This is a genomic window from Flagellimonas abyssi, from assembly GCF_019457905.1.
Classification (GTDB): Bacteria; Bacteroidota; Bacteroidia; order Flavobacteriales; family Flavobacteriaceae; genus Flagellimonas; species Flagellimonas abyssi.
This window is the reverse complement of sequence record NZ_JAHZSV010000036.1, coordinates 24,498-48,407: the sequence shown is the minus strand read 5'-3', so window position 1 is coordinate 48,407 and position 23,910 is coordinate 24,498. Positions and strand designations below refer to the sequence as shown.

31 protein-coding genes and 2 pseudogenes are annotated in these 23,910 nt (G+C 38.5%); 1 reads left to right on the top strand and 32 read right to left on the bottom strand.

Annotated features, from left to right (window positions below; all coding sequences use genetic code 11):
- Nucleotides 1-29 precede the first annotated feature (29 nt).
- On the bottom strand, nt 30-314 hold the full coding sequence (locus K1F36_RS17570) for a hypothetical protein (RefSeq protein ID WP_128766694.1): 285 nt from the start codon (nt 312-314) through the stop codon (nt 30-32).
- Nucleotides 315-316: 2 nt separating this feature from the next.
- Nucleotides 317-604 carry a hypothetical protein gene (locus K1F36_RS17565; RefSeq protein ID WP_008610937.1) on the bottom strand — a complete coding sequence of 96 codons (288 nt, stop codon included), beginning with the start codon at nt 602-604 and terminating at the stop codon, nt 317-319.
- Nucleotides 605-793: 189 nt separating this feature from the next.
- Here K1F36_RS17565 and K1F36_RS17560 point away from each other — a divergent pair, with 189 nt between their 5' ends.
- Nucleotides 794-1,435, top strand: coding sequence for an N-acetylmuramoyl-L-alanine amidase family protein (locus tag K1F36_RS17560; RefSeq protein ID WP_128766693.1), 642 nt, complete (start codon nt 794-796; stop codon nt 1,433-1,435).
- A gap of 96 nt (nt 1,436-1,531) precedes the next feature.
- Here the strand turns inward: K1F36_RS17560 and K1F36_RS17555 are convergent, their stop codons facing one another.
- From K1F36_RS17555 to K1F36_RS17420, 30 genes and pseudogenes are all read right to left on the bottom strand, one after another.
- Nucleotides 1,532-2,194: an ATPase gene (locus K1F36_RS17555; RefSeq protein ID WP_128766692.1), complete on the bottom strand. Its 663-nt coding sequence runs from the start codon at nt 2,192-2,194 to the stop codon at nt 1,532-1,534.
- Entirely contained in the window at nt 2,178-2,930 is a 753-nt protein-coding gene (locus K1F36_RS17550; protein WP_128766691.1) for a hypothetical protein, read from the bottom strand. Before K1F36_RS17550 ends, K1F36_RS17555 begins: the two co-directional genes overlap by 17 nt.
- A 3-nt stretch (nt 2,931-2,933) precedes the next feature.
- Nucleotides 2,934-3,218, bottom strand: coding sequence for a helix-turn-helix domain-containing protein (locus K1F36_RS17545; RefSeq protein ID WP_128766690.1), 285 nt, complete (start codon nt 3,216-3,218; stop codon nt 2,934-2,936).
- Between the two features lie 297 nt (nt 3,219-3,515).
- A complete protein-coding gene (locus tag K1F36_RS17540; RefSeq protein WP_128766689.1) occupies nt 3,516-4,355 on the bottom strand; it encodes an RteC domain-containing protein in 840 nt (279 codons plus the stop codon).
- 176 nt (nt 4,356-4,531) lie between these two features.
- Entirely contained in the window at nt 4,532-4,864 is a 333-nt protein-coding gene (locus tag K1F36_RS20245; RefSeq protein ID WP_240674093.1) for a helix-turn-helix transcriptional regulator, read from the bottom strand.
- Nucleotides 4,865-5,457: 593 nt separating this feature from the next.
- A complete protein-coding gene (locus K1F36_RS17530) occupies nt 5,458-5,952 on the bottom strand; it encodes an asparaginase domain-containing protein (RefSeq protein ID WP_128766687.1) in 495 nt (164 codons plus the stop codon).
- A 444-nt stretch (nt 5,953-6,396) separates the two neighbouring features.
- The gene (locus K1F36_RS17525; RefSeq protein ID WP_220114941.1) at nt 6,397-7,218 is read right to left on the bottom strand and encodes a universal stress protein; all 822 of its coding nucleotides are present in this window, start codon (nt 7,216-7,218) and stop codon (nt 6,397-6,399) included.
- Nucleotides 7,219-7,275: 57 nt separating this feature from the next.
- Nucleotides 7,276-7,632 (bottom strand): SpoIIAA family protein, encoded by a 357-nt coding sequence (locus tag K1F36_RS17520; RefSeq protein WP_220114940.1) that lies wholly within the window; start codon nt 7,630-7,632, stop codon nt 7,276-7,278.
- An 18-nt stretch (nt 7,633-7,650) separates the two neighbouring features.
- Nucleotides 7,651-7,827, bottom strand: coding sequence for a hypothetical protein (locus tag K1F36_RS17515; protein WP_008615607.1), 177 nt, complete (start codon nt 7,825-7,827; stop codon nt 7,651-7,653).
- 9 nt (nt 7,828-7,836) lie between these two features.
- The gene (locus K1F36_RS17510) at nt 7,837-9,153 is read right to left on the bottom strand and encodes an APC family permease (protein WP_220114939.1); all 1,317 of its coding nucleotides are present in this window, start codon (nt 9,151-9,153) and stop codon (nt 7,837-7,839) included.
- 18 nt (nt 9,154-9,171) lie between these two features.
- Complete coding sequence (locus tag K1F36_RS17505) at nt 9,172-9,357, bottom strand: hypothetical protein (protein WP_008615609.1); 186 nt, start codon at nt 9,355-9,357, stop codon at nt 9,172-9,174.
- Between the two features lie 3 nt (nt 9,358-9,360).
- Nucleotides 9,361-10,359, bottom strand: coding sequence for a sodium:calcium antiporter (locus K1F36_RS17500; RefSeq protein ID WP_128766685.1), 999 nt, complete (start codon nt 10,357-10,359; stop codon nt 9,361-9,363).
- 43 nt (nt 10,360-10,402) lie between these two features.
- Nucleotides 10,403-11,077 carry a lipoprotein signal peptidase gene (locus K1F36_RS17495; protein ID WP_417944514.1) on the bottom strand — a complete coding sequence of 225 codons (675 nt, stop codon included), beginning with the start codon at nt 11,075-11,077 and terminating at the stop codon, nt 10,403-10,405.
- Between the two features lie 9 nt (nt 11,078-11,086).
- Nucleotides 11,087-11,878: a cation efflux transmembrane domain-containing protein gene (locus tag K1F36_RS17490; RefSeq protein ID WP_449405355.1), complete on the bottom strand. Its 792-nt coding sequence runs from the start codon at nt 11,876-11,878 to the stop codon at nt 11,087-11,089.
- A gap of 10 nt (nt 11,879-11,888) precedes the next feature.
- Nucleotides 11,889-13,242, bottom strand: a pseudogene (nhaA, locus tag K1F36_RS17485) (Na+/H+ antiporter NhaA).
- Between the two features lie 97 nt (nt 13,243-13,339).
- Nucleotides 13,340-14,743: a dihydrolipoyl dehydrogenase gene (gene lpdA / locus K1F36_RS17480; RefSeq protein WP_220114938.1), complete on the bottom strand. Its 1,404-nt coding sequence runs from the start codon at nt 14,741-14,743 to the stop codon at nt 13,340-13,342.
- Nucleotides 14,744-14,833: 90 nt separating this feature from the next.
- The gene (locus K1F36_RS17475) at nt 14,834-15,262 is read right to left on the bottom strand and encodes a Fur family transcriptional regulator (RefSeq protein WP_220114937.1); all 429 of its coding nucleotides are present in this window, start codon (nt 15,260-15,262) and stop codon (nt 14,834-14,836) included.
- Nucleotides 15,263-15,438: 176 nt separating this feature from the next.
- A complete protein-coding gene (locus tag K1F36_RS17470; RefSeq protein WP_220114936.1) occupies nt 15,439-16,002 on the bottom strand; it encodes a DUF305 domain-containing protein in 564 nt (187 codons plus the stop codon).
- A 217-nt stretch (nt 16,003-16,219) separates the two neighbouring features.
- Nucleotides 16,220-18,766: a heavy metal translocating P-type ATPase gene (locus tag K1F36_RS17465; protein ID WP_220114935.1), complete on the bottom strand. Its 2,547-nt coding sequence runs from the start codon at nt 18,764-18,766 to the stop codon at nt 16,220-16,222.
- 12 nt (nt 18,767-18,778) lie between these two features.
- A pseudogene (locus K1F36_RS20425) lies at nt 18,779-18,862 on the bottom strand (SpoIIAA family protein); the annotation flags it as partial.
- Between the two features lie 39 nt (nt 18,863-18,901).
- Nucleotides 18,902-19,033 carry a hypothetical protein gene (locus tag K1F36_RS20240; RefSeq protein WP_258539130.1) on the bottom strand — a complete coding sequence of 44 codons (132 nt, stop codon included), beginning with the start codon at nt 19,031-19,033 and terminating at the stop codon, nt 18,902-18,904.
- 24 nt (nt 19,034-19,057) lie between these two features.
- Nucleotides 19,058-19,819 carry an AlbA family DNA-binding domain-containing protein gene (locus K1F36_RS17460; protein ID WP_150545108.1) on the bottom strand — a complete coding sequence of 254 codons (762 nt, stop codon included), beginning with the start codon at nt 19,817-19,819 and terminating at the stop codon, nt 19,058-19,060.
- Nucleotides 19,820-19,877: 58 nt separating this feature from the next.
- Complete coding sequence (locus K1F36_RS20235; RefSeq protein WP_011709086.1) at nt 19,878-19,970, bottom strand: SHOCT domain-containing protein; 93 nt, start codon at nt 19,968-19,970, stop codon at nt 19,878-19,880.
- A gap of 156 nt (nt 19,971-20,126) precedes the next feature.
- Nucleotides 20,127-20,348 carry a SpoIIAA family protein gene (locus tag K1F36_RS17450; RefSeq protein WP_013073459.1) on the bottom strand — a complete coding sequence of 74 codons (222 nt, stop codon included), beginning with the start codon at nt 20,346-20,348 and terminating at the stop codon, nt 20,127-20,129.
- A 210-nt stretch (nt 20,349-20,558) separates the two neighbouring features.
- On the bottom strand, nt 20,559-21,101 hold the full coding sequence (locus tag K1F36_RS17445; protein ID WP_013073460.1) for a hypothetical protein: 543 nt from the start codon (nt 21,099-21,101) through the stop codon (nt 20,559-20,561).
- The gene (locus K1F36_RS17440) at nt 21,101-21,352 is read right to left on the bottom strand and encodes an SHOCT domain-containing protein (protein ID WP_013073461.1); all 252 of its coding nucleotides are present in this window, start codon (nt 21,350-21,352) and stop codon (nt 21,101-21,103) included. The genes K1F36_RS17445 and K1F36_RS17440 overlap by 1 nt, the downstream gene beginning before the upstream one ends.
- A gap of 30 nt (nt 21,353-21,382) precedes the next feature.
- Complete coding sequence (locus tag K1F36_RS17435) at nt 21,383-21,742, bottom strand: SpoIIAA family protein (RefSeq protein ID WP_128766681.1); 360 nt, start codon at nt 21,740-21,742, stop codon at nt 21,383-21,385.
- 26 nt (nt 21,743-21,768) lie between these two features.
- Nucleotides 21,769-22,191, bottom strand: a complete 423-nt coding sequence (locus tag K1F36_RS17430; protein WP_128766680.1) for a Fur family transcriptional regulator — start codon at nt 22,189-22,191, stop codon at nt 21,769-21,771.
- Nucleotides 22,192-22,206: 15 nt separating this feature from the next.
- Complete coding sequence (locus tag K1F36_RS17425; protein WP_009778856.1) at nt 22,207-22,545, bottom strand: P-II family nitrogen regulator; 339 nt, start codon at nt 22,543-22,545, stop codon at nt 22,207-22,209.
- A gap of 96 nt (nt 22,546-22,641) precedes the next feature.
- A complete protein-coding gene (locus tag K1F36_RS17420) occupies nt 22,642-23,892 on the bottom strand; it encodes an efflux RND transporter periplasmic adaptor subunit (protein WP_190324899.1) in 1,251 nt (416 codons plus the stop codon).
- Between the last annotated feature and the right edge of the window lie 18 nt (nt 23,893-23,910).

Genomic DNA, 23,910 nt, shown 5'->3' with positions numbered 1-23,910 from the left:
TATCTACAATGGGTTGATATGCCGAAAGGTTAATCTTGTTCATAATCGAAGCCAGAAATTCTTTTGTTACTAATGATTTGCGGAAAGGCTTTTGCCATTTGAAATAGCTGTGGATTGTGGGTTATTCTTGTCAAAGCCACATATAGGGAAGCGTTGAATACCAGTACACCAATGATTATCCCAAAGCTGAAAGAGAAGATGATGATTAATAGCGAAGCCAAAATGGAAACCATCATTAGGGCAAACAGGGAAATGGGCAGCCCAAAAATGACTGCCCGTTTTCTAATGTTTCTATAGACCTCGAACTTCTTCATTGTTATACAACAATTCCTATGAGATAAGTAAATATGCCTACGACGGCACCTGCTATGAGTACAAATACAAGTACGCGTGTGATACCTTTTTTCAGGTCTGCATTTTCACCAAAGAAGTGTCCTGCATTAAAAAGGAAGCCAACCAAGAAGATGACACCTAATAAAATTGGAAATATGGTTCTGATGGTATCGCCTACATCGTTAACGGAATCTTCGATGCCACCAATTTGAGCAAAAAGCGAAGTGGATAAGAGCGAAAGAATGGATGCTAAATAGTGTGATTTTTTCATAACGGAACGGATTAAATTTTTGGTTCATTTTCGTTATTGGAAATTTACATATATTTGAATATAAATAACTGAAAATCAAATATTTGTGAATAAAATATTATTTGATATTGTTTGAATTCCGTTGTTATTATTTGGCATCAAATCCTATGGATTTTTGAAGGGAACTTGTTGATAACCTGAAAATTGAAAATGAAAAATCTGCTCAAAAACGTCAGTTTTGTGATTTTACTCTTCAAAATGTGCTTCATTTTTGGACAAGAAACGAGTGCTCAAAAACGAATTGTGATTGACGTTGGACACGGTGGAAAAGATGCTGGTGCAATTGGCATAAATGGCATCCAAGAAAAGGATGTGGTTTTGTCTATTGCAAATGAGATTTTAAGGTTAAATAACGACTTGGAAAAACCACTCGATATTTATTTGACCAGGTATAGTGATACGCTCATTTCACTATCTGATAGAACCAAGCTGGCAAAAGCTTTAGATGCTGATTTATTTGTGTCTTTACATAGTAATCACTCAGACAATCCCAATGCAAGAGGGATAGAGGTCTATGCTTCAAGAAAACAAGAGAAATTCTCTAAAGCATCTGTTTTTATAGGCTATCAAATTGAACGAGTACTTTGCAAAACAATTGGGTATAAAAGTAGAGGCCTGAAGTTTGCTAACTTTCAGGTGCTACAGGAAACAGTTGGTCATTGCCCTTCTGTGCTGTTGGAATTGGGTTTTTTGAGCAATATAGATGAAGGCACCTATATTTCAGATAACAACAATATTGATCGCATAGCACTATCGATATTATTATTCATTCAAGAACCATTAAAATTATGAAAGATATTTTTTTAGAGTTAACAAAGAGCTTGAAGGACATTATAGCGCAATTTATTTCAGAAGTGATTTTGTTATATAAATCTTTCAGAAATTAACCTACTTCCTCTTATCCCCAGCCGCCTTATTAAATGCAATCAAATTAAACAATTCCCGCATCCGGCTACGAACGCGGTTGCCATAGCGTTCTTCCAGTTCTTCCGCATTCAGGTTCGTGGTGGCGTGGGTCTTGATTTTATGCTTGGTTTGGAGGTAAAGTTCATACCGCGATAAAAGGACTTCGCCCATCACATTGAGATCCTTGCCGTAAAACCTTCCGGCAGGTTCCACGCCCAGATCGTCAAAACAGTAAAATTTTGTATTGCCATATTCTTCAACAGTTTTAAAACCTAAATGGTTAAAACTGAAGGTTACATTCCGGCAGGGAATCATTTCGTAAGGACGTTGCAACGGAACCAAATGACGTAACAATTTCATTAGGCTTGTTTTTCCGCAACCCACTGGTCCAGAAAGTAAAATCCCCTTATCAATGTCGATTCCATAGGTTTTGCAATTGTCTTTATCCTTGATGAAATAAGAGCAGAGTTTTCTTAATATATCCCTATCCTCATCATAAATCCGAAACTTTTCGCCGAACAAGAGTTTGCCTTTGGCATTGAGGTAAATCAAGATTTTTGGAAAATCGTAGAGTACGCTTTTCCCATCAAATTTTCCCAGCGAATATTCCACGCCGCCTTCGGTTATTTTAGAGGGGTTGTCCATAATCCTTGGTTTTAGTGGTTCGCAGGTTGTCCCGATTTTGGGACGCTCCCTTTTTGTTTGGTTTGTTTTCTTTGGCAAATAATTCGGTTCTATCCATCCAATTCACGGCTAAAGCCTGCCAATCCCGTATGGCTTTCCCATCGCTAGTCTTCCAATCATTTGCTTCATAATGTGCAAAGAATTTTTTTCCTTCATCAGCAGAAAAACTTTTTTCAATAAAAAAATCTAAAACGACCTGCCTGCCCTTTGGTTGTTTATTAATGTTTACTTGTTTGGTATTGTTTATATTAGATACCAATGCTTGTCCACTCACGGGACGGTGCGGGTACACGGCTTGTCCATTAGTGGGATGGTGCTGGTACACTACCGGTTCACATATGGGATGGTACCGTTCCGCAAGCTGTTCCAATTCGGGATTGTACTGTCCCATATCCGGTTCATCACTTGTCCCGATAATGGCCATCTTGATCTTACTGCCTTTATATGGATTATTGGATGGAAAATAGGATAGATAATCCCACGAATCGAGATCGGTCACGCACCGATGGTATGTAGATTTAGAACCTATTTTGGCCACGCGCATCAGCTCGCGCCGGTTCACAAAAAACTCATCGGCAAAGCGGCTGCTGTTCCATTCCTGGAACAAGGCCATATAAAGACTTATGTGCGTTGGATTGAGGCGGTCGTCGAAGAAGAATCTTTCAAAAGCCGCGTTGAGGAGCTTTATATAATTCATCGCCTAAGAATTTAATCCGTGCTGCACACGATTTGCGGTCATTACATTCTGGATTTCCTCGGCATCGTAGTAAATGATACCGCCCACTTTCGTGTAGGGCAATGTGCCATTGACGCGAAGGTTTTGAAGTGTACCCGGACTGACCTGAAGTAATTCCATCACTTCGGAAGATTTAAGGTATTTTTTGAGCTTTCCTTTAGACTGATTGGAAAGCAATTTTTTAATGTCATCGAGCAATTCCATTTTGAATTCCCGAAGATCTTCTGTGGTAATGATACTTGTTGGCATAATAAAACGGTTTTAAATGAAAAGGGCTAACAAATTGCTTTAAGCTAATTTAATAGCCCCTCGCAGGATTTGACTTTCGTTCTACAAAATTGGGCCAGTTTATTGGATTTTATTCCCCATTAGAACCGTAGTATGGTCAAAATTTAACATTTTGAAATTTGATTGATTATGATAGGTTTTGAGCCTTGTCTTGTGGGAACTACAAGATTAAAATACATCAAATTAAATGGATAATCTTAAAAAGCAGGATTTCGGTAGGTCGACCGTAGTACGGTCTTTTTTTAACAGTTTTTAGAATTATTCTTCACTCTTGTTCATCTCAGAAATTAGGGAGGTACTTAGGGAGTCCAAAAATAATGTTCTGCTGTGTTTTCTATTTTTTATGTCTTGGTAGGTATTGTAGATTTTTCCGGTAGGTTTAAAATCAAAAATCTCTTGAAGCTTATTGGAGAGTTTGATGATACTTAAATCATTTTGATTTGCAATTCCGGCAAAACTTAAAGCATAAACTAGCTCCACCCAATCGGTATTGGTAAATGGCCAGGGGATTTTTTCAGTAGTATTCGATTTAACACTTTTCCCATTTAGCTTATTTTTAAGCTTAAATAATCGTTCATCCAAATAGACAACCAATAAATTGTATGCTTTGAATTTACCTAAGAGCATATCCCTTGGGGTGCAAAACTCGGGATCCTGAAAGTAGAATTTTGAAGTGGTTATATGATAGGTGTCCAAATAATCACGGGTATAATATTCCTTATCAAAATGGGTAGCTTTGGAATTGACATACTGCCCGAAATCAATATTATACAGAAAGAAACGGTTAAGCTTGCCAATTTTCTTTTTAATGAATTTAAATTGGGCTTTTTTATCGGCTTTTGGAAATTGAATTTCTAAAGAATGGATTTCTGAGAAATAAATAAGCTGTACCAACGGGATTTGTTTTATGTTCTTAAAAAAGTCTATTTCTTGTTTTAGGGAAACAAATTCATTTGCAATGATTTCCTTTTTGAACAAACTAAGGAGATTACGGCACACTTCAATTGAACGAAAAGCCCTATTTAAAATATCGTTGTTTTTAAGCTTAATTTCGTTCAGTTTTTCCAGTAGTATTTCTGCTTGTAACTGTAAATCCATCACCAACCATTTTACGGATCATTTTTGAAAAGTTTAATTGAATTCTTTAAAGATAAATTCAAAACAATAAAATACAAGTGAATTACAGCGTATTTGGCTACGCAAAAACCGTATTTTCCTACGGAAATCTATTAAACCCAAGCATTTCTAAGGAAATAATAGGATGCCATCCTAACTTATTTTTTGAATTTTTTACGAAAGCGGGATAAGAATTGTCGCCTATTTTTTACCCCTGTTTTCTTGAAGATGTTAGATGCGTGCTTAGATACAGTGTTTTTGGCGATAAATAAATCTTTGGCAATTTCTTTATAAGTTAAGTTACTTAAAATAGATAAACCGACTTCAATTTCCCGTCTAGTTAAATTTTCATAAATTATTTTGTCCTTAGCCGGGTATTTACTTTGTTTCTCGTTCCAAGCAAAAACTTTATACATTTTGGTTTTATTTTCTAAAAAGTAAAGATGACTATCTATTTTAATAGCGGTTACGGCATAAAAGGCAATGTTCATTGTAGTAAAAGTTAACCATTGATAATCACCAATAACGGTTAAAATTGGCAACAGTGCTATACAACTTATACTTAAGACTGAAAATTTGTTTCTTCTAAGGAAAAAGCGGTTTGGATTTTCGAGGTTTGAGATTCTTTTGTAAAAGAACCACAGAAATATAAAGGCCATTATAGATATGGGAATTGTAAAAAGGACTCTAGCCCAATAGAGGGAACTGGTAAGGAAGTAAGGAATTAGAAATAACATAATAAAGCTGCTACTTGCCAGAATTACCAGATTTTGGATTGAAAAATGCATCCTAACAACAAGAATATCATATTCTTTATACAGGTAGTATATTAAATAAATACAGAGGGTTATGGCCACACCGTAGGTAATAACATATTGAAGGATAAAGGGACCTGGGAAGTTTTCAAAGGGTAGAAATCCGCCAGTAGCGTTATAAGTTATGAAAAGTAATCCAAGCTTTAGAAACCTAGAATGATTGCTTAGGATTTTTTTAGTTGAATGATGGTAAAATATCAATAGAACTATAAACGTATCTACGAGAAGATAAAAAAATGTCGTCCAATGGATTGATGTGCCAAACATATTTATTGTTCATTCTTATACTCAAATTTGCTGACCTCTATATTTTTAGTTACATCATTCCAAGGAAAAATAGTCCCATTCATTGCTACATATACTCCTGGATTCAAAAATTGAGCAGAGCACATTGCAAAACCCAAATTGAAGTGTGCATCCGTATTTTTAGAGTTTCCCATTATAAATGAGCCTACAAGGACAATAGTCTTTTTAATTTCTTCCTTTCCAAGATAAATGGCGGTATCTTCCATCGTAAAAGTCCCGTGAGTTATTAAAATTTTTTCTGCATTGGAAGCTTTTATTTTTTTTAACAAAAAATTCCTGTCTTCATCGGTAATTGATCGGCTATCCTTAGAAAATGCCCTTTCGATAATATAGGGAAACGAGACATTGGCCAGGTCAAGAAATTCTCTAATCGCTATTTCGCTTTGCTCTGTTTTATTTTCTTGGTTTTCATAATCCAAGCCTTCAATGGTTCCTCCTGTTGTAATAATATGTATCATAATTTTATTTTTTATAGAAATTAATGTTTATGGATATTCCCTTTTAACACAAAATAATAAAGCAGAAATGAAGCAATAAACAGAAGAATAAGGACAATAATTGCCTTGACCTTTTCCTTTTTTGTGAATTGTTTTTTAGATGGGTTTTGATTTTTTTTCTTTCTTCTGTTTCTTCTACTTAGAGACATCCTGTTGTACTATTTTTAATTTATTTTCTATAAACGGATTGCTTTGAGAACGGCCAAGAAAGCTACGCCCACATTGGCAAATACGGTTTTAAAAAACCACCTAAGACTTAAAGCCGAATGGCAGAGTTATATTGTACCAAAAGCCACCTAGTTTTTCTGAAAAGATCCACTTTTAGAAATTTGCTAATTTTTCAGAAAATAACGTTCCAGGGTATTAATAAAATCTAGTATATTTCATTAAAAGTTATCTCTACCATTATTTTAAAATAAGTACAGGAACTTCTGATTTGAAAATCATTTTTCTTCTCAGCCCCAGTTCAGTTAGTTTTTCTATAAAGTCATGTTTTCTGTAAAGTAGCGCCAAAATATCTATGGTATTATCTTTCAAAAAACCGGTTATTTTATCTTCGGTTTTCCCTTCGGAAAAAAGGTGAACAGAAATATTCTGCAGATTAAAAAACTCCTCATAATAGTTTTTTATCTCCTGTTCTTTAATAACTTCATCTTTACTTTTAGCAAAATGAAATATAAAAAGGCGTGCGTTAAATGCCTTTAGTAGATCAGCCAGAACCTTTAGTTCCCTATCAGGTTTCAGATTATCTGAATCCAGCGCCAGACAAATTCTTTTTAAACCAAAAGTTTCTAAATCTTCAGGTACAACCAGCACAGGGCAGGGTACATCCTTGCTCACTTTTTCACTGGTAGTTCCTGCAAGGTAACCTTCTACCTCACCTGCACCTTCTGTCCCCATAATTATCAAACTTGCTTTTTCTTCTGTTGCTAATTGATAAATTATATCTGAAGGTCTTCCTGGGGCTACCATACTCTTATATTTTATTGTCGCCAGACGTGGAAAATTTTCGAGAAATTCCAGCATTTTTTCTTTGTACAATTTCTGATAAGAACTAAAGTTGTCGGGAACCGGATAAACTATAGCCCCATATCCGGCATACTGATAACCTTCAGAATAGGCATGAACAAAGATAATTTCTGAATTTAAAGATTCGGCCACCTTTGTGGCATACTCAACTCCAATTTTGGAACTTTGACTAAAATCAATTGGAACTATTATTTTCATGGTTTTTTAATTTTAATTATACATTCAGTTTTTCAATTAATTGTTTAAATAAAAGCTTTACTGTTTAATCCACTTTTTGGCAATTTCCTTTTCCTCTAAGTCAAAATATTTTACTTCAGCATTGGTAAAAGGTTTCATGAATTTTGTAATCCAGTCCTGCCACTCTTTATCACCTACCATGGCGATTTTTTCATAGTCTTTTGCATGGGCAGTATCCATTTTTAGATCTTCCCACAGGCCTGGAAAATCCCAGCCTTCAAAATTTTCCATCTCAAAATACCAGCGTACTTTTAGGTCTTTATCTAAAATAGAATGGATAAGTGGATGTATTTTTTCAATATCCTTTTCTGTCAAATTCCCCGATGCTCTGGTAGCAATAATATTATCTCCTGAAATCTCTATAATTTGTAACATATCTATTTTTATTAATTATTAACCGCCTAAATCGTAAAACCATTCTTCAGCTTTCATAATTCCTTCTTTTATGGCATTTCCCTTAGTATAATTCTTTTCTATAACCAGACTTTTAGCAATTTCTAGGGCTTTTTCCTTCACTGCAGGATGGAGGCCATCCAAACTGGTTTTAAATTCTTCAAAGGTCCATTCCATAGCTTCATTTTAATGGTTGAACAGTTCTTTTTCTTTTTCGGGATCCATCTCATTCTTTGACTTTTTATCCAAAAAATAATCCAGTACGATGCCCACTATAATTGCGCCCACAAAAGCAACATATACCTGCCAGTTAAACTGAACTACCAAAGACAAGCTAATGATTATGGCCAAAATGGGTAGGATAGGTACTTTTCCTATGGAAAGGGGAACTCTAAAGGGTCTTTCTTTGTCAGGTGCTTTAAAACGCAGCACAATCAAGGCAATATTCACGGCTACAAAAACGAGTAACGCCCCTAAAGAAGACATTCCTGCGACAATTTTAATATCCCCCAATAACAAAAATGCCGCTACCGCAGCCATAACCACAAGTGTAGTTACCCAGGGTACTTTTTGTGCATTGGTCTTGGTCATAAATTTTGGAAGCTCGCCCACGCTTGCCATACCGAAAAGCAACCTGCTAATGGAAATAATGCCACTAAAAGCCGCATTGGCCGTAGCAAAAAGTGCCGCAACTGCCAGGGCTACGGGCAACCAGGAATTTAAATTTGAAGCGGCCAGCGACAATGGGGAATCTACCTTTGCTATTTCTGCGGGGTCACTTATATTGAGTACCGTAAAAGATATTAGTAGGTATATAATTGTGGTAAACACCATTGTCAATAAAAATGCCCTCGGAATAGTCTTGCCCGGATTTTTTACCTCGGAACCTAATGCTGCCATATGCTCAAAACCCGTATAAACAAAGAATAAGGTAGCAGTCGCTGCCAGGGTGCCTGAAAAGGACTCCACTTTAAAAAATTCTGCTTTTGGTGCACCTGTTTCTGAAAGTCCAACGGCAATAAGAATAAACAAACCTAATAGTTGAATACTTACCATAACAATATTAGCAGTTGATGATTTTTTGATGCCCGTAATGCTTATCAATGCAAGAACCAGTAGCACGGCATAGCTAACCAGTAAGGAAGGGATGTTAAAAAAAGTGTTGAAATATCCTGAAAAAGCCAATAAAACTGCGGCAATAGTGGCCGAACTGTGAAATGCAATCGTCCAACCTGTTAGAAAGGATGGAATGTCGATTTTTGGAAACGCTTTCCGTACAAAAATGAATTCCGCACCGGCATTAGGATAGGTAGAGGACAACTCTGCATAGGACATTGCCGAGACACTGGCCGCAATGGCTGCAAAAATAAAGCTCAACCAAAGGTCTGTTCCCGCCTGTCCAGCGGCTGCACCAATTACAGTATATATTCCAGCACCAACAATGGTACCTACACCATAAAAAGTAAGGCGAAGAGTACCCAGAGATTTTTTTAATTCTGCCATAGTAATATTAGTGGTTTATTATCCATTTCTATCTAAATTCCTTTTTTCCATCTCTGCCTTTACGATTCCACGCTCAATCGCCTCTTCTTTTGAACAATTTTTGTTCAAATAGAAATCCGTCGCATATTTTAATGCTACTGCTCTAATATTTTCATCCAGCACATTTAGCCTCTCCTGGTAATCCTTAAATAAGTCCTCCTTCATTTTTTAAAATAGTTTTAGTACAAAAAACACCATAGTTAAGAGATATACAATATACGCTGCATCGAAAACGAATATCTGCCATCTGCTGAACCCGTGAAGTTCCTTGCTTTGATGGACAAATACCGAATATAAAAGTGGCATCAGTCCTACAAAAGCCAGGTTGACCCAGAACAACTGAAAATCTTCGATCGGAGTCGTCACCAGTGCCAAGGGGAAAAATGCCACCGTCATGGTAACAGCATTATCGGCAATCACGCTCGTGGTTCCCGCGGTCACTTCGCCACCCTTTACCACACTCCATGTTTTAAATATTTCGGGGGCGGTGGTCATTATTCCGGTAATAAACAGCCCTCCAACAATTTCGGAAATGTTCAACACCGAAACAATATTTTCCGTAGCCTTAACAATAAAAAAAGCACCCACGGCTATAGCCATAGCTCCGGCCACTGATAACCACACTTTCTTCTTATCCCACTCCACACTTTCCCCTTTTTTCCTGCCTTTTATAATGGCATGCGTTAAAAAAGCCGCATAGGCCGCCAGCATAATCCACCCATCAATGGGTTGTAACCCACGCCAGGCTTTTGGAAGGGTTAATATAGCTACCAAAGAAATGATTGCCAGATAGGGGATGGACAATACCGAGACAGAACGCTTGTTCAGGGCCAATAGGTTAGCATCTAAATGTTTTTGATGTTCCTTATTGTTTTTAAATTGCTTTCTGGAAGCGAAATAGGCGATGGTCACCATGAGTGGGATGGAAATTATATTGGAACCCAGCAAATTTCCTAATCCAATATCAGATACTCCCCGGGCGGCGCTGGTGATATTTATCGCCACTTCAGGACTCGCCGTTACAATAGCAAGGAAAGCCGCTCCTGCAGAAGCGGTAAGCCCCCATTGCTTACGCAGCATTTTTAAAGGTGTTAGGAGTTGATCAGCACCCCAATGAGCAGCCCAAGCTGCCAATCCCAATACTACTACCCAGAGCCAAACGTTCATAACTAATCGATTTTTATAATTGTCCTGTTACTTTCAGTATATTTCAACTTTTTCTTATCCGATATTTTCTGGTCTTTTTTTGTTGGCTTTGAAAGATCAGGAGTAAAATCACTCCCGTGCTAATCCAAACATCTGCGGTATTGAATACAGGGTCGAAAAAAGTAAATTCATTGCCTCCCCATAATGGCAGCCATTCCGGAAGCCTTGTATCAATAATAGGGAAGTACCACATATCCACCACATTGCCATTTAAAAATCCCGCATAACCACCGCCTGAGGGGAATATTTCTGCAATGTTGCGAAGTGCGGGATCACTTTTTTCAAAGATCAGTCCGTAAAATGCACCGTCCATCAAATTGCCCAATGCACCTGCGTATATAAATGCGGCACAGATTATAAAGACTTTTGCATATCCTTCACGTATCATTTTTTTGATATAAAAGGTCCCCCAAATAACGGCTACGAAGCGAAATAGTATTAAAACAAATTTGGCCAGATATCCCTCGCCAAATTTAAAGCCCCAGGCCATGCCGGGATTCTCCAAAAAATGTAAGCGAAACCAATCCAGACCAAACACAAAATATTCCTCGCCATAATAAAAATGGGTCTTCACATAAATCTTTATGGCCTGGTCTATTACCAACAACAGTAAAATCAATAATGCTACACTACTTTTATTCATAATTTCCTTATTGTTGCCCACCGTCTTGTGCAACATATATTTGCATTATTTAGATAATTTTAAAATTCTTATGGCACCCCGCATTACAAACGTGAAAACGATGCCGCCAATTACCAAATCGGGCCATTTGCTATCCAGAAAATAGACCAGCACCCCGGCCAGTATCACCCCGCCGTTTACGATGATATCATTCGACGTAAAAATAGCACTGGCCTGCATATGCGCCTCCTTACTTTTGGCCTTATTTATCAACCAAAGCGAAATAAGGTTACCCAGAAGGGCGAAAATGGAAACAATGATCATCAATTGGAAAATTGGTGTTTCACTACTGGTAAAAAACCTTCTTAATACCTCTGCAAAACCAAGTGTTGCCAAGGCCATCTGAAAATATCCGCTGAATTTTGCCACCTTCTTTTTTCTGGAAATGGCACCACCTACTGCAAATAAACTTAGCGCATATACTATCGAATCTGCCAGCATATCCAACGAATCTGCAATAAGGCCCATAGAAGAAGAGATCCACCCCGTGGTCATTTCGATAATGAAAAAGCCGAAATTTATCCCAAAGACCCACCAAAGGATTGTTTTCTGTTTGGATTGGTCTTCTATTACGGGAGGATCGGCTTCTTCGGTCCCTTGGAAGGAATCCCCAAGGTTTAAACCGGCTATTGATATTTGTATATCTTCGATTCCATTCACATGATATACTTCCAATTTCCTGTTGGGAATATCAAAATCCAAATATTTCACTTGTGTATAAGCCTCCAACTTCATCCGGATCATCTGTTCTTCTGAAGGACAGTCCATTTGACTTACTATAAAAGTACTTTTGTTCATTTCTCCCATATCACTTAACTATATTTTTCTTTCCTTTATTGGAAGTTAATAAGAGAATTACCGCACCGCCAATAGCTGCAAGTAATGAAGCTATCAAAATGCTTATTTTCGAAATTTTAATCAATTCCTGATCATTAAATGCGAGATTGGTAATAAAAAGGGACATGGTAAAGCCAATTCCCGCAATCATACCAATTCCAATTATATGTTTCCAGTTTAGTGTAATATGTAATTCGGAAACTCCAAGTTTTTGCCCAATCAATGTAAAAATACCAATCCCTGTTACTTTGCCAATTGCTAATCCCAAAAGGATCCCCAGCCCTAAAGAACCGGAAACAACCTCAATTAAATTTACATCGAGCTTTACTCCCGCATTCGCGACTGCAAAAATTGGAATGATAAAGAAAGCATTGAAATCAACAAGGGAATTTTCCAGTTTGAGCAAAGGAGGCCTTGAATTCTCAGTATCTGTTTTAATGGCTTTTAAAATTATTTGTTGTTTTTTATCCTGAAGAGGATTTAATTTTTCCAGCTCTGTTTTCTCAAGATTAGTAACGTTTGTGGCAGTCCTTTCTTTTAATATTTTACTGTCTAATTTGGGCACTATTGGAATGGTAATGGCAAAAAGTACTCCCGCAATAGTTGGATGGATCCCCGAATTAAGGAAGCAATACCATAAGATGATCCCAATAATAATATACCAAATCAAATTTTTGATCCCAGTCCAATTCATTAATAATAATAACCCAAATGCCCCCATGCCCGATCCAAGGTATATCCAGCTCAACTCGTTGCTATAAAACAATGCTATCACCAATATGGCACCTATATCGTCAGCAATAGCGAGGGCTATTAAAAATGTTTTTAACTGCCTGGGGACATTTTTTCCCAGTAGGCCAATAATCCCTAGTGAATATGCGATATCGGTAGCCATAGGGATGCCCCAACCCTTTATATTTTCAGTGCCTAAATTTAGGCTAATAAAAATGAGGGCCGGAACTGCCATACCACCTAAAGCTGCCAACAAGGGAGGGGGCTGAGGCTTTTTTAATTGAAGATAATTCCCCCACCATAACCTCCCTCTTCAATTCAAGGCCGGCAACCAAAAAGAAAATTGCCATTAGGCCATCATTGATCCATTCTTCAATTGTTAGCCCAAAACTAAGATGCTCGGAAAATTCAAAAAGCAATTCATCGCCAAGAAAATGATGATAGGCACCTGCCCACTGTGAATTAGCTAAAAGAAGGGCAACTATAGTAGCAATTATTAAAAAAATCCCCCCAGCTGTTTCCCTGTCGAGGAACTTTGTTGCCGTTTCCCTGATATACCCAATAGTGGATTGATTTCGAACTGATTGCCCCATTTTATCTTATCTGTTTTTTGAGTTAATTACTTAAACCTTAATATTTCAAAAAGCTTAGTAGCGTCTTAATTTTTAAGAACTTACTGTTAGGTCAACTTTAAATATGCAACGCCCTGTCTTCGGTAGCTGCCAGACAGGCCTCCTTAAAGGTCTCGGAAAATGTGGGGTGACCGTGTGACATTCTTGCAATATCCTCGGCAGCTGCCCTAAATTCCATCGCTACCACCGCTTCGGTATAACTGTCTGCTATGCGTGGGCCTATCATATGAACCCCCAATATCTCATCGGTCTGTTTATCTGCGATTACCTTGATAAAACCGTCAGTGTCCATACTTATCTTTGCCCGTGCGTTTGCCTTAAAAGGGAAAGAGCCTGTTTTTATACTTTTATTGGCCTTTTTCAGTTCTTCTTCCGTCAAGCCTACACCGGCGACCTCAGGCTGGGTGTACACGATATTTGGGATAAGCGAATAATTGATATGGGGCTTTTGGCCAACAATCCGTTCGGCTACAAAAACGCCTTCTTCACTGGCTTTATGGGCAAGCATTGCCCCCCGGATTACATCCCCAATGGCATACACACCCTTGACGTTGGTTTCAAGGTTTTTATCTACCGTTATCTGTCCTTTCTCATTGGTTTCCACTCCTATATTTTCAAGCCCTAAACTGGCGGTATATGGCTTTCGGCCAATGGCCATAAGACAGTAATCGCTTTCTAAGCTCATTTCTTCTTTATCGGAAAGGTTTTCCGCTTTCAATTCTACTTTGCCATCAGTTGCCGTTGCATTGGTTACCTTATGTTCCAAATAAAAATCAATTCCCTGTTTTCTTAGGGAACGGTGCAATTGATGTCCCAGTGCGCCGTCCATAGTGGCGATAAGGCTATCAAAATATTCTACTATAGAAACCTTTGAACCCAGGCGGGCGAATACGGAACCAATTTCAACACCGATAACACCACCGCCAACGACCATTAAATGCTTGGGGATTTCCTGTAGGGCAAGGGCTTCGGTAGAAGAGATGATACGCTTTTTGTCTATTTTAATATTGGGCAATGAAGCGGGTTTGGACCCTGTGGCAATGATGATTTTATCGGTTGCTATGGTTTCCGTTTTATCTTCTCCCTTAATTTCAATCGTGTTTTTGTCCTTGATGGTGCCATGACCTTCATAAACGGTAACCTTGTTCTTTTTCATCAGATAATCAACGCCATTGATGATTTCCTGTACCACATCCTGAACCCTTTGGCTCATTTTCAGGATATCGACATTGGCTTCTTTAACATCAATCCCAAATTTTTCGAATTGATGCTTGAGTTTGTAATAATGCTCAGAGGCTTCCAACCAGGCTTTTGACGGGATACAGCCCACGTTTAGACAGGTGCCGCCCAGGGTGCTGTATCTTTCTACAATGGCTATTTTTAATCCTAATTGGGCGCAACGGATCGCACTTACATACCCGCCCGGGCCAGATCCTATTATAGTTACATCAAATTTTTCCATATTCATATTTTTTTTAAGTTAGTTACGGTGGAAAAAACCTTAAGCTTGACCATTGGGGGCTGGGATTCAGGCTTAAGGCGCTCCCACCTATTATTTTTTACTACAATTTTTACATATCCCTTTTAATACCAGGTTCACATCGTTCACCTCATACTGGTCTGGCAAACTCTCTTCCGATATTTTATTTGGTAAACAGATTGTTTTCTTACAATCGGTACAATGAAAGTGCATATGTAAATCTGTACTGTGTTTACCTTTGGCGTTTTCATCGGAAATCGCATATTTTGCAAAAGCAGTTCCATCGTCAATTTGGTGCACCATGCTTTTTTTCTCAAAGAGCTTTATCGCCCTGTAGAAAGTGGTCTTATTGGCTGTTTTGATATTTTTATTGATGAAGACTTTTTGCATTTCATTTAAACTTACTGCATAAGTTTTCCTTTTGAGGTATTTGTAAATTTTCAACCTCATTTCAGTGGGACGTATCCCTTTGGACAATAATGTTCTTTCCGTCTTTGTCATTGCAATTTTATCTTAAGTATACGAACCGTCTTCCAACATTGTGAGTATAACGGTTGCTTAGGACACGCATTATGGAACTGTCCTATACTTAGTGGACAGACACTATATAACGGTTAGTTACTCCATAAAATATTAAATACAATCGATTATAAATTTTCAAGCCTAGGGGGATCTTGTTATTCAGTCAGGTTTCGTGTTTCTTCTTCTATCTTACCTTCAAATTTGGGCAAGGGTCTGTTTGTCCTTTCCTTTTCTGTCTCTACTACACCATTTTCTCTGATATCGTTGATCAGCCATTGCATTTCCATAATTTCCTTACGTTGCGCCTCAATAATTTCATCAGCGAGTTTCCTTACCCGTACATCCTTAATCTGAGCACGCTCACTCGTTAAAATAGCAATTGAATGGTGAGGGATCATACCTTCCATGTAATCAACACCGGTGACAGTAACCTGACTTCTCACCAATCCTATACCACCGACAATCAATATAATACCCAACCCGATGATCGCTATGTTTGCTCCTCGTTTTTTATACATATATAGCATAAACAGTAGCATTATAATGATCATAGAACCGACCATGATCAGCGTCATAAAAAACCTTGTTTCACTAAACCAGAAGTGATCAATGATCTGGTAAGAGTTGGTGTACATTAAAAAGAACATTGCCACCATTGCGGTAGCAATCATTGCGAAAAATTTACCGTAGTTATTGGCGTTTTTTTGTTTTTTTTTCATCTTTTTGGTTTTATAAATTAATTGCTATATTCTTAAATAGTTTAAGATCAAAAATCTTATATAATTCCTACTCCCCCACACGGTCTGAATATTTATGGATACTAAGGCCTTTAAGAATGATATAATCCTATTTTTCATAATGACCAGTTTCTTAATTATATAAAAGCTGTTAATTCATTTACTCATAGTCAATAAAACTGTGATAACTTTTTTATATCTACTTTTTATAAGCCAAAAGCCTTAACGCATTAAAAACCACCAGAAGCGTCGAACCTTCATGGATTACTACCGCCACTCCAATATTTGCCAAGCCGAATATGGTTGAAGGTATAAGCAGGGCCACAATACCAAGGCTAACCCAAAGGTTTTGCCTGATAATCGCCTTTGCCTTCCTGCTTAAGCCTATGGCAAAGGGCAGGGTTTCCAACTTATCGGCCATTAGCGCAATATCCGCCGTTTCCAGGGCCACATCACTTCCCGCAGCACCCATAGCTATTCCTACAGTGCTGTTTGCCATGGCAGGGGCATCATTAACGCCATCGCCCACCATCGCCACCTTGGATTCCTTTTCTTTTAATTCCTTTATAGCATCCACTTTTTCTTCCGGCAACAGGCTCCCCCAGGCATCGGTCAATCCTATTTCTTCTGCTACTGCGTCTGCTACCTTCTGGTTATCACCAGTAAGCATGATCATTCGTTTAATTCCTATTTCCTTCAATTCAGAAAGGGTCTTTTTTGCTGCCTCCCGAGGGGTATCCATTAATGCAATGATGCCTATATATTCTTCATTTTTTCGTATAAGCATTGTTGTATTTCCACCACCTTCAAGACCACGCACTTTCGTAGCTATTTTTTCGGAAGGTGTACTCTCATCAAGCCCTTCGTACAGGTCGAGGTTACCTATATAGATTTTATCATTGCCAAATGATGCTTTAATCCCTTTACCCAGAACTGCCTCCAAATTAGAGGCATTTGGGATTTCCTCGCCTTCCAGACGCTCTTTTCCATCACGAACTACAGCTTTGGCCAGGGGGTGATCACTAAGACCTTCCACGGCTACTGCTATTTTGAGAAGTTCGTTTTCAGATATATTTCCAAGTGGCACCACTTGGGTAAGTTTTGGCTTTCCTTCCGTTAGAGTTCCGGTTTTATCGAAGGCGAGGGCGGTAATAACCCCCAGGTCCTCCAGAGGGCGCCCTCCTTTAATTAATACCCCGCCACGGGCGGCCCTGGCCACTCCACTCAATACAGCACTTGGGGTCGAGATTGCCAACGCACAGGGACTTGCAGCTACCAATACGGCCATCGCCCTGTAAAAGCTGGCGCTAAAGGGTTCGTCAATAACTAAAAAAGCGAACAAAAGAATCCCGACCAAAATAAGAACGGATGGCACAAAATATTTTTCGAATTTATCGGTGAGCAACTGGGTAGGCGATTTTTGAGTCTGAGCTTCGTTAACCAGTTTCACCAATCGGGAAAGCGTTGAATCTTTGGCTGCTTTGATCACTTTAATTTCCAAAGTATTATTCCCATTGATCGTTCCAGCAAAAACGCGGTTTTCATCCTTGATATCATCTACCTCTGAGTAATCCTTTTCGATATCTTTCACGGGAACTTTATCTACCGGTACACTCTCCCCGGTTATTGGAGCCTGGTTAACGCTACTCTGCCCATCTACCACTACGCCATCTGCAGATATTTTACTATTTGGTTTCACCACAATGATATCACCAATATTGAGTTTTTCGATACCAACTTCTTCCGTCTTACCATCTTTTTTGAGCAAGGCTGTTTTTGGCGCCAGTTCTGCCAATGCGGCTATAGATTTTCGTGCTTTGTTCATTGCATAATGCTCCAGGGCATGTCCCAGGCTAAAAAGAAATAATAACAAGGCACCTTCAGCCCATTCCCCTAAAATAGCCGCTCCAATCGCTGCGACCAACATGAGAAAATCAATTTCAAACCCGCCTTTGGCTACGGTTTCCACAGCTTCTTTAGCAGTATAAAATCCTCCAAAGAAATAGGCTCCAATATAAAGGGAAAGACTAACCCATTGCGGAACTGATTCTACAAAGGATAGTCCAAAACCTATCCCCAACAAAACCCCACAAATAATGGCAAAAATAAGCTCTGTATTTTTCCCAAAAATACCTCCGTGTGCGTGGGAATGTTCTTCGCCGGCGCCGTGGCTATCCGCTTCTTTAGGATTCTGTCCACCCTCATCTTCATGCTGGTGTCGCTGGCCCATCTTATTTTTTTTATTTAATTTATCAGAGGTTTTTTCCGAAGATTTAAAGCCGTTCTCATGGCCAGAGGCACTTTTCTTGACTTGTAGGTTTTCTTTTTCGAGCTTTGCAGTTATCTCATCAAAACTTGTTTCCCGTTTATCATATTCTAAACGGATCATTCCTCCGGCATTGGCGGAAGCTTCCAAAACGCCTTTGATATTCAGCAGACTCTTTTCTAAAGTCCTTGCATGCCGGGTATGCCTAATCCCCTCAACCTCTATAAGCAAATGTCCATATTTCGCGGTAATTTCAGCCCCGGTTCTTTCTGCCAATGATTGAATGCTGTCAATAGAAATTATATCCGGATCGTAATGAAAGCACAATTGTGGCACCGTATCTTCCTGATCGTCTTTTATATGCACTTTATCAAGACCTTCTTTGGCTTCTAATTCTTCAATGAGCCTTTGCACACAAGTGTCTTTTTCATTTGGCACCTGTGGAAGGATTACGGGAATTTTGATTTTTAGTTTTTTCATATCCTTAGTTATTTATATCCAGTTTTTTGCTTGTTCTTTATCCTGAAGGTCAAAATATTTGACTTCTGAACCAGTAAAGAAATCAGTAGCTTTAGCGACCCATTCCTGCTATTTTTTTCGCCTACAAATGCCATTTTACACCTTATGATATTTACCGATGATGTTGTGGATGAGCGGATGGATTTTTTCTATATCCTTCTTTGTGATTTTACCATTGACTTTAGCGGCAATCAAGTTTTCTTTTTCTATGTCCAATACCTGTATCATTTTTTCAATTTTATAGGGTCTATATTAATTTAAGTGTATCTCCAAATACTCCAGAGCCTCAGGCATATCCAACTCACGGGTACCATTCCCGGTTCTGATAAAGAAATGCGAACGGTCACTCAAATTCAAATACACAGGTTTTTGTGATTTATGAACCCTTACATAACAGATATCCTTTTCTTCAAATTGGTGAAAAGACACTTTAACCAAAGTGCAAAAATGGGTACCCAACTTGAGGGACACCAATTGCATTATATATTGCTCAAACCCGTCCTTGCCAGGTTTTTTTAAAGTACCATAATCCTGTTCCAGCCCCAGAATACTACCTTCATCATCAATTCCGATAATTAAATGCCCTCCTTGGGTGTTCATAAACCCGGCAATTGTTTTTGCTATTACGTCTTCCAAAGCCTTATTCGGTTTAAACTGCCTCAAATCCCATCTCAAGGTAGATTTAAATTCTACTTGCTGGTTTTCTCCTGCCGCAATCAGCTCTCTGATCTCCTCCAGCTTATCTCTTCTTCCGGTCAATTGAAATATTCTTTGCCTGACCATAAACATAAGCGACAAGGCAATGCCCAGCAGTCCAAATAGCAATTTGATTATGGCTTGATCCAAATCCCATACTCTAAATTCCTGCTGATATGAAGCAAGCAGGTATTTCCACCATTCGCCATTATCTCCCTGCATGTCATACATGTGGAGTGAAATAGCCAGGGGCTGTATTATAAATAAGCCAAGGGCTAATCCAATGAATATAAAAACAAATACTTTCCGTTTTTTCATTTTTACCTTCTTTTATATGCCATAGGTGCCATCGCCTTCGATACCTGTGGCCTTATAACTACTTCTTCTTATCCTGAAGGACTTTCTTCTTTTGTTCAAATTCCTCATCGCTTATCTCGTCCCGGGCGTATCGATCTCTCAGGGCTTCCATAGCCTTATCCTTCCGTCTGTTTTGTCCCGGGGTGGGATAAGGAATTAAGAATATCCAAAAGATAAGGATTATCCAAAGCCCCCACCATATCCAGTGCATTCCCCCAAAATATCAGTCGTCCATCATAATCTTTCTGTTTAAATTTATTTAACTTTTTTAATGATTTCCTTTCTCCATCCATTCCTTGGCCAAATCTTTTTCTTCAGGGCTAAAGAATTTAATATGTGCCCTTGTAAAGGGAATCAAAACTTCCGTAAACTGTTCCTTCCATTTTGTATTTCCCACCAATGCAACCTTTTTAACGCGTTCTTCGTTCGGAAGTTTCAGTTCAATGCTCTTCCAATACGCACTTGCGGTCCACCCCTCAAAATTTTCCATTATTAGTAATAAGCGAAAAATGATAAGACGGAAATATTTATATATCACATCTATGTCCCTAATTGCGGTACAAATTTTGTACGGCAGGAGGATATTTTATTTACACTTATTACATCTCCCCAGCGCTATTTTAATAAGGCACTACTGGAAGAGGATGGGATTCTATTTATACTTTTTCATCTTTCTATGTTATTTTGAATTAAATGGCATTCACTCTTTCTTTAAAATAAGCTGGGCAAATTTTATTTCTATGGATCCTTCAAGTCCAGGAACCACTTGATTTAAGCTTGGGCTTATAGTTTTCTCTATAAATCCACCGGCACTTAAAAGACAGGAAAATGTAGGACCTTGGGGGATGTGGGTCAATGTCGCTTTAAAGTAGTTTTGCACTTCTTTATTAGGAAGCCTGATCGTTACCAACCAATTAAAATCAATTGGTTCATGTGGGCGCAAAAGGAAATCCTCAACCGGGACCTTCCCGGAAAATCTTATCCATATAGGTGCTTGAGTACTTTTAAGATAGGTGGCTAGCTGTGGATTATTTGTGTCTATAGTTCTCAAATCTATGGAACCCGTAATTTCTTTACTTGTGTAATCAAAAAACATGGAAAGTTGATGGCTTTCCGCCTTAAATGCATTGCCATCTATATTAGCTTTTATAAGGATATGCCCCTCCCGTGTACTGTATATAGTTTGGGTATGCAGGATAGGAGCCAGCATTAAAAAAAATATAGTTAGTTGTCCTTTTCCCATTATTTTTCCTGCCTAATTTTTTTCTGGTCCTTTGGTTCATTTTTATTTTGAAGTATATTTACCCGGTGTTTATATTCTTCCTCGCTTATTTCGCCCCGTGCAAAACGCTCCCTTAGAATTTCCATTGCTCCGTCTTTTTTCCGTTTTTGTCCCGGGGTGGGGTAAGGAATTAAAAATATCCAAAAGATAAGAATTATCCAAAGTCCCCACCATATCCAGTGCATTCCCCCAAAATTCCAGTTGTCCATCATAATCTTTCTGTTTAAATTTACTTAACTTTTTTAATGATTTCCTTTCTCCATCCATTCCTTGGCCAAATGTTTTTCTTCAGGGCTAAAGAATTTAATATGTGCCTTTGTAAAGGGTATCAAAACTTCGGTAAACTGTTCCTGCCATTTTGTAATTCCCACCAATGCAACCTTTTTAACGCGTTCTTCATTCGGAAGTTTCAGTTCAATGCCTTTCCAATACGCACTTGCAGTCCACCCCTCAAAATTTTCCATTTCAATATACCAGTATACTTTATGGTTTGCCTGTATATGGTTTTTTAATTGAGATATCAAATTGTCATAATCGGTAGCATCCAATCTATTTTGAGCTACCATATATACCTTGTTTTCTTTTTTATAAATTTTCATCATTGTTCCAATTTTTTAAATCAAAAAACTTAATCCAAGTCATTGCTACATTTCTCACAGACTCCCTTGGCCACCAGATTGATATCCTCTGCCACATAGCCGTCGGGCAGGTTTATCTGAGGGATTTTGTGCTCTGTAAGGCACACGGTTTCCCCGCAACTATTGCAATGAAAATGTAAGTGAAGGTCGTTTCCCACCTCACATTCACAATTGTCTTCGCACAGGGCATATTTAATGATGCCGGTGCCATCCTCAATTTGATGCACGATTCCTTTTTCTTCAAATGTCTTCATAGTACGGAAAAGCGTACTCCTTTCCGAGCTTTCGAAATCCTTTCCAAGGTCGCCTAAGCTAACGGCCACATTCAGTTGTGCCAGCCGTCTATAGGTCATCAAGCGCATTGCCGTAGGGCGGATGCCTTTGCTTTCCAACTTTTTTACTATTTTTTCCATTTGCTATAAAAGTATTTAGGGGTCGTAACGCTTTATGGATTCCCCGGTTTTTATCTGGAAGGCATCTTCAATATCGGAAAGATAAATTATTCCGTCACCGGGTTCAGTTGTTTTTGCATTCTCAAGGATAATATCTATTGCTGATTGTGCTTCTTCGTTTTGACATACCAGTTCTAACTTTACAACCGGACTGTCTGTTACACGGAAATCTAAAGAAGGTGATGCGCCTTTTGCTTTAAAAGCCCCCGTTCCTTCTCCCTGGGAAAGGGTCATACTTTTAAATCCGCTTTCACTAAGAGCTTCAATTACATTTTGAACTCGTTTCGGTTTTATAAATGCTTTTATTTCTTTCATTGCTGTAATATTAATTTTAGTATTAAGGATGAACCCTCTGGAATTTTAATTAAGACAAACATTTAACAGAGAGTCCATCCATCTAATTTTTTTAATTTAATGACCATGGGAAGTCTGGCTTTTCTGCATTTCAGAAACCAGATAATAGGCATTATTATAGGCAACCAACGTACCTTCAGGCAGAGGCTCCAGCAGTTTAATTTCAACCCAACCATCTTCATTTATTCCCGTTCTAACCTGCACTGGTTTCAATTCCCATTCGGTTTCACCATCTTCCTGGTGTTTTTGGGCCGTAAAGATGTAGGGATTTCCTTCTTCTTCAATTATTGCTTCTTCCGGTAAGGCAGGAACAGCTTCTTCACCGGTCCTGATTTTTCCGTTTATATACATCCCCGGAATTAGAAAATCTTCTTTATTATCGATTTCTGCATGCACATGTACCGCTTTGGGGTTTTGTTCAAATTGTTTCCCCACTGAATAAATTTCCCCGGTTAAATTACTGCCTGGAACCGATTCCAGTGTAAACGCAATCTTTTGGCCTTCTTTCACCTTATAAATATCTTTTTCAAAAACCATTAGATCGGCATGAACATGTTCATTATCAACTACCATAAACATACTGGTCTGAGGGTCTACATATTGTCCTACCTGTACCAGTACTTTTTCAATATAACCTCCAATTGGGCTTACTACCGGAATATATTCATATAATTCACCGTCTCTAACCTGGGAAGCATTTAGGTTTAACTGGCGCAATTGCGATTCGTACCCCCGCACTTCACCTTGTACAGACTGGTAATCTGATTGGGTTTGTTGAAAAGATTTTCCAGATCCTACCTCTGCTTCATATAAACGTTTCTGTCTTTCAAATTCCTTTTCCAAAAATTGCATCCTACTATATGCATTAATATAATCAGACTGCATTCTGGTTAAATTTGGGTGAGAAAGATAAGCCAACACCTGACCTTTATTTACCTTATCCCCCTCAATAACCTTTATAGAAGTTATATTACCGCCTAAAATTGCCGTAACGGTAGCTTCATATTGTGGCGGCACTTCTAACTGGCCATTGGCTTCCACAATACCCGACAAAGCTTTTTTAGGCAAGGTATCTACTTTAATCCCCAGACTATTGAATTTCATTTCTGAAAGATGTACCGAACGCATCCCACCTTCTTCTTCACCGTGTTCTTCATCTCCTTCCTCACCGTGATTTTCACCTTCTTCGGTATTAGTAGTTGCAGTTTCACTGGAAGCATCTTCCCCTGCCGCAGGATTTTCTTTACATCCAAAGAATATGCTGAGCGTTAAGGCAAGCATTAGAATATTTATTGATCTTGTATTCATATCGATTTTCTTATTTTA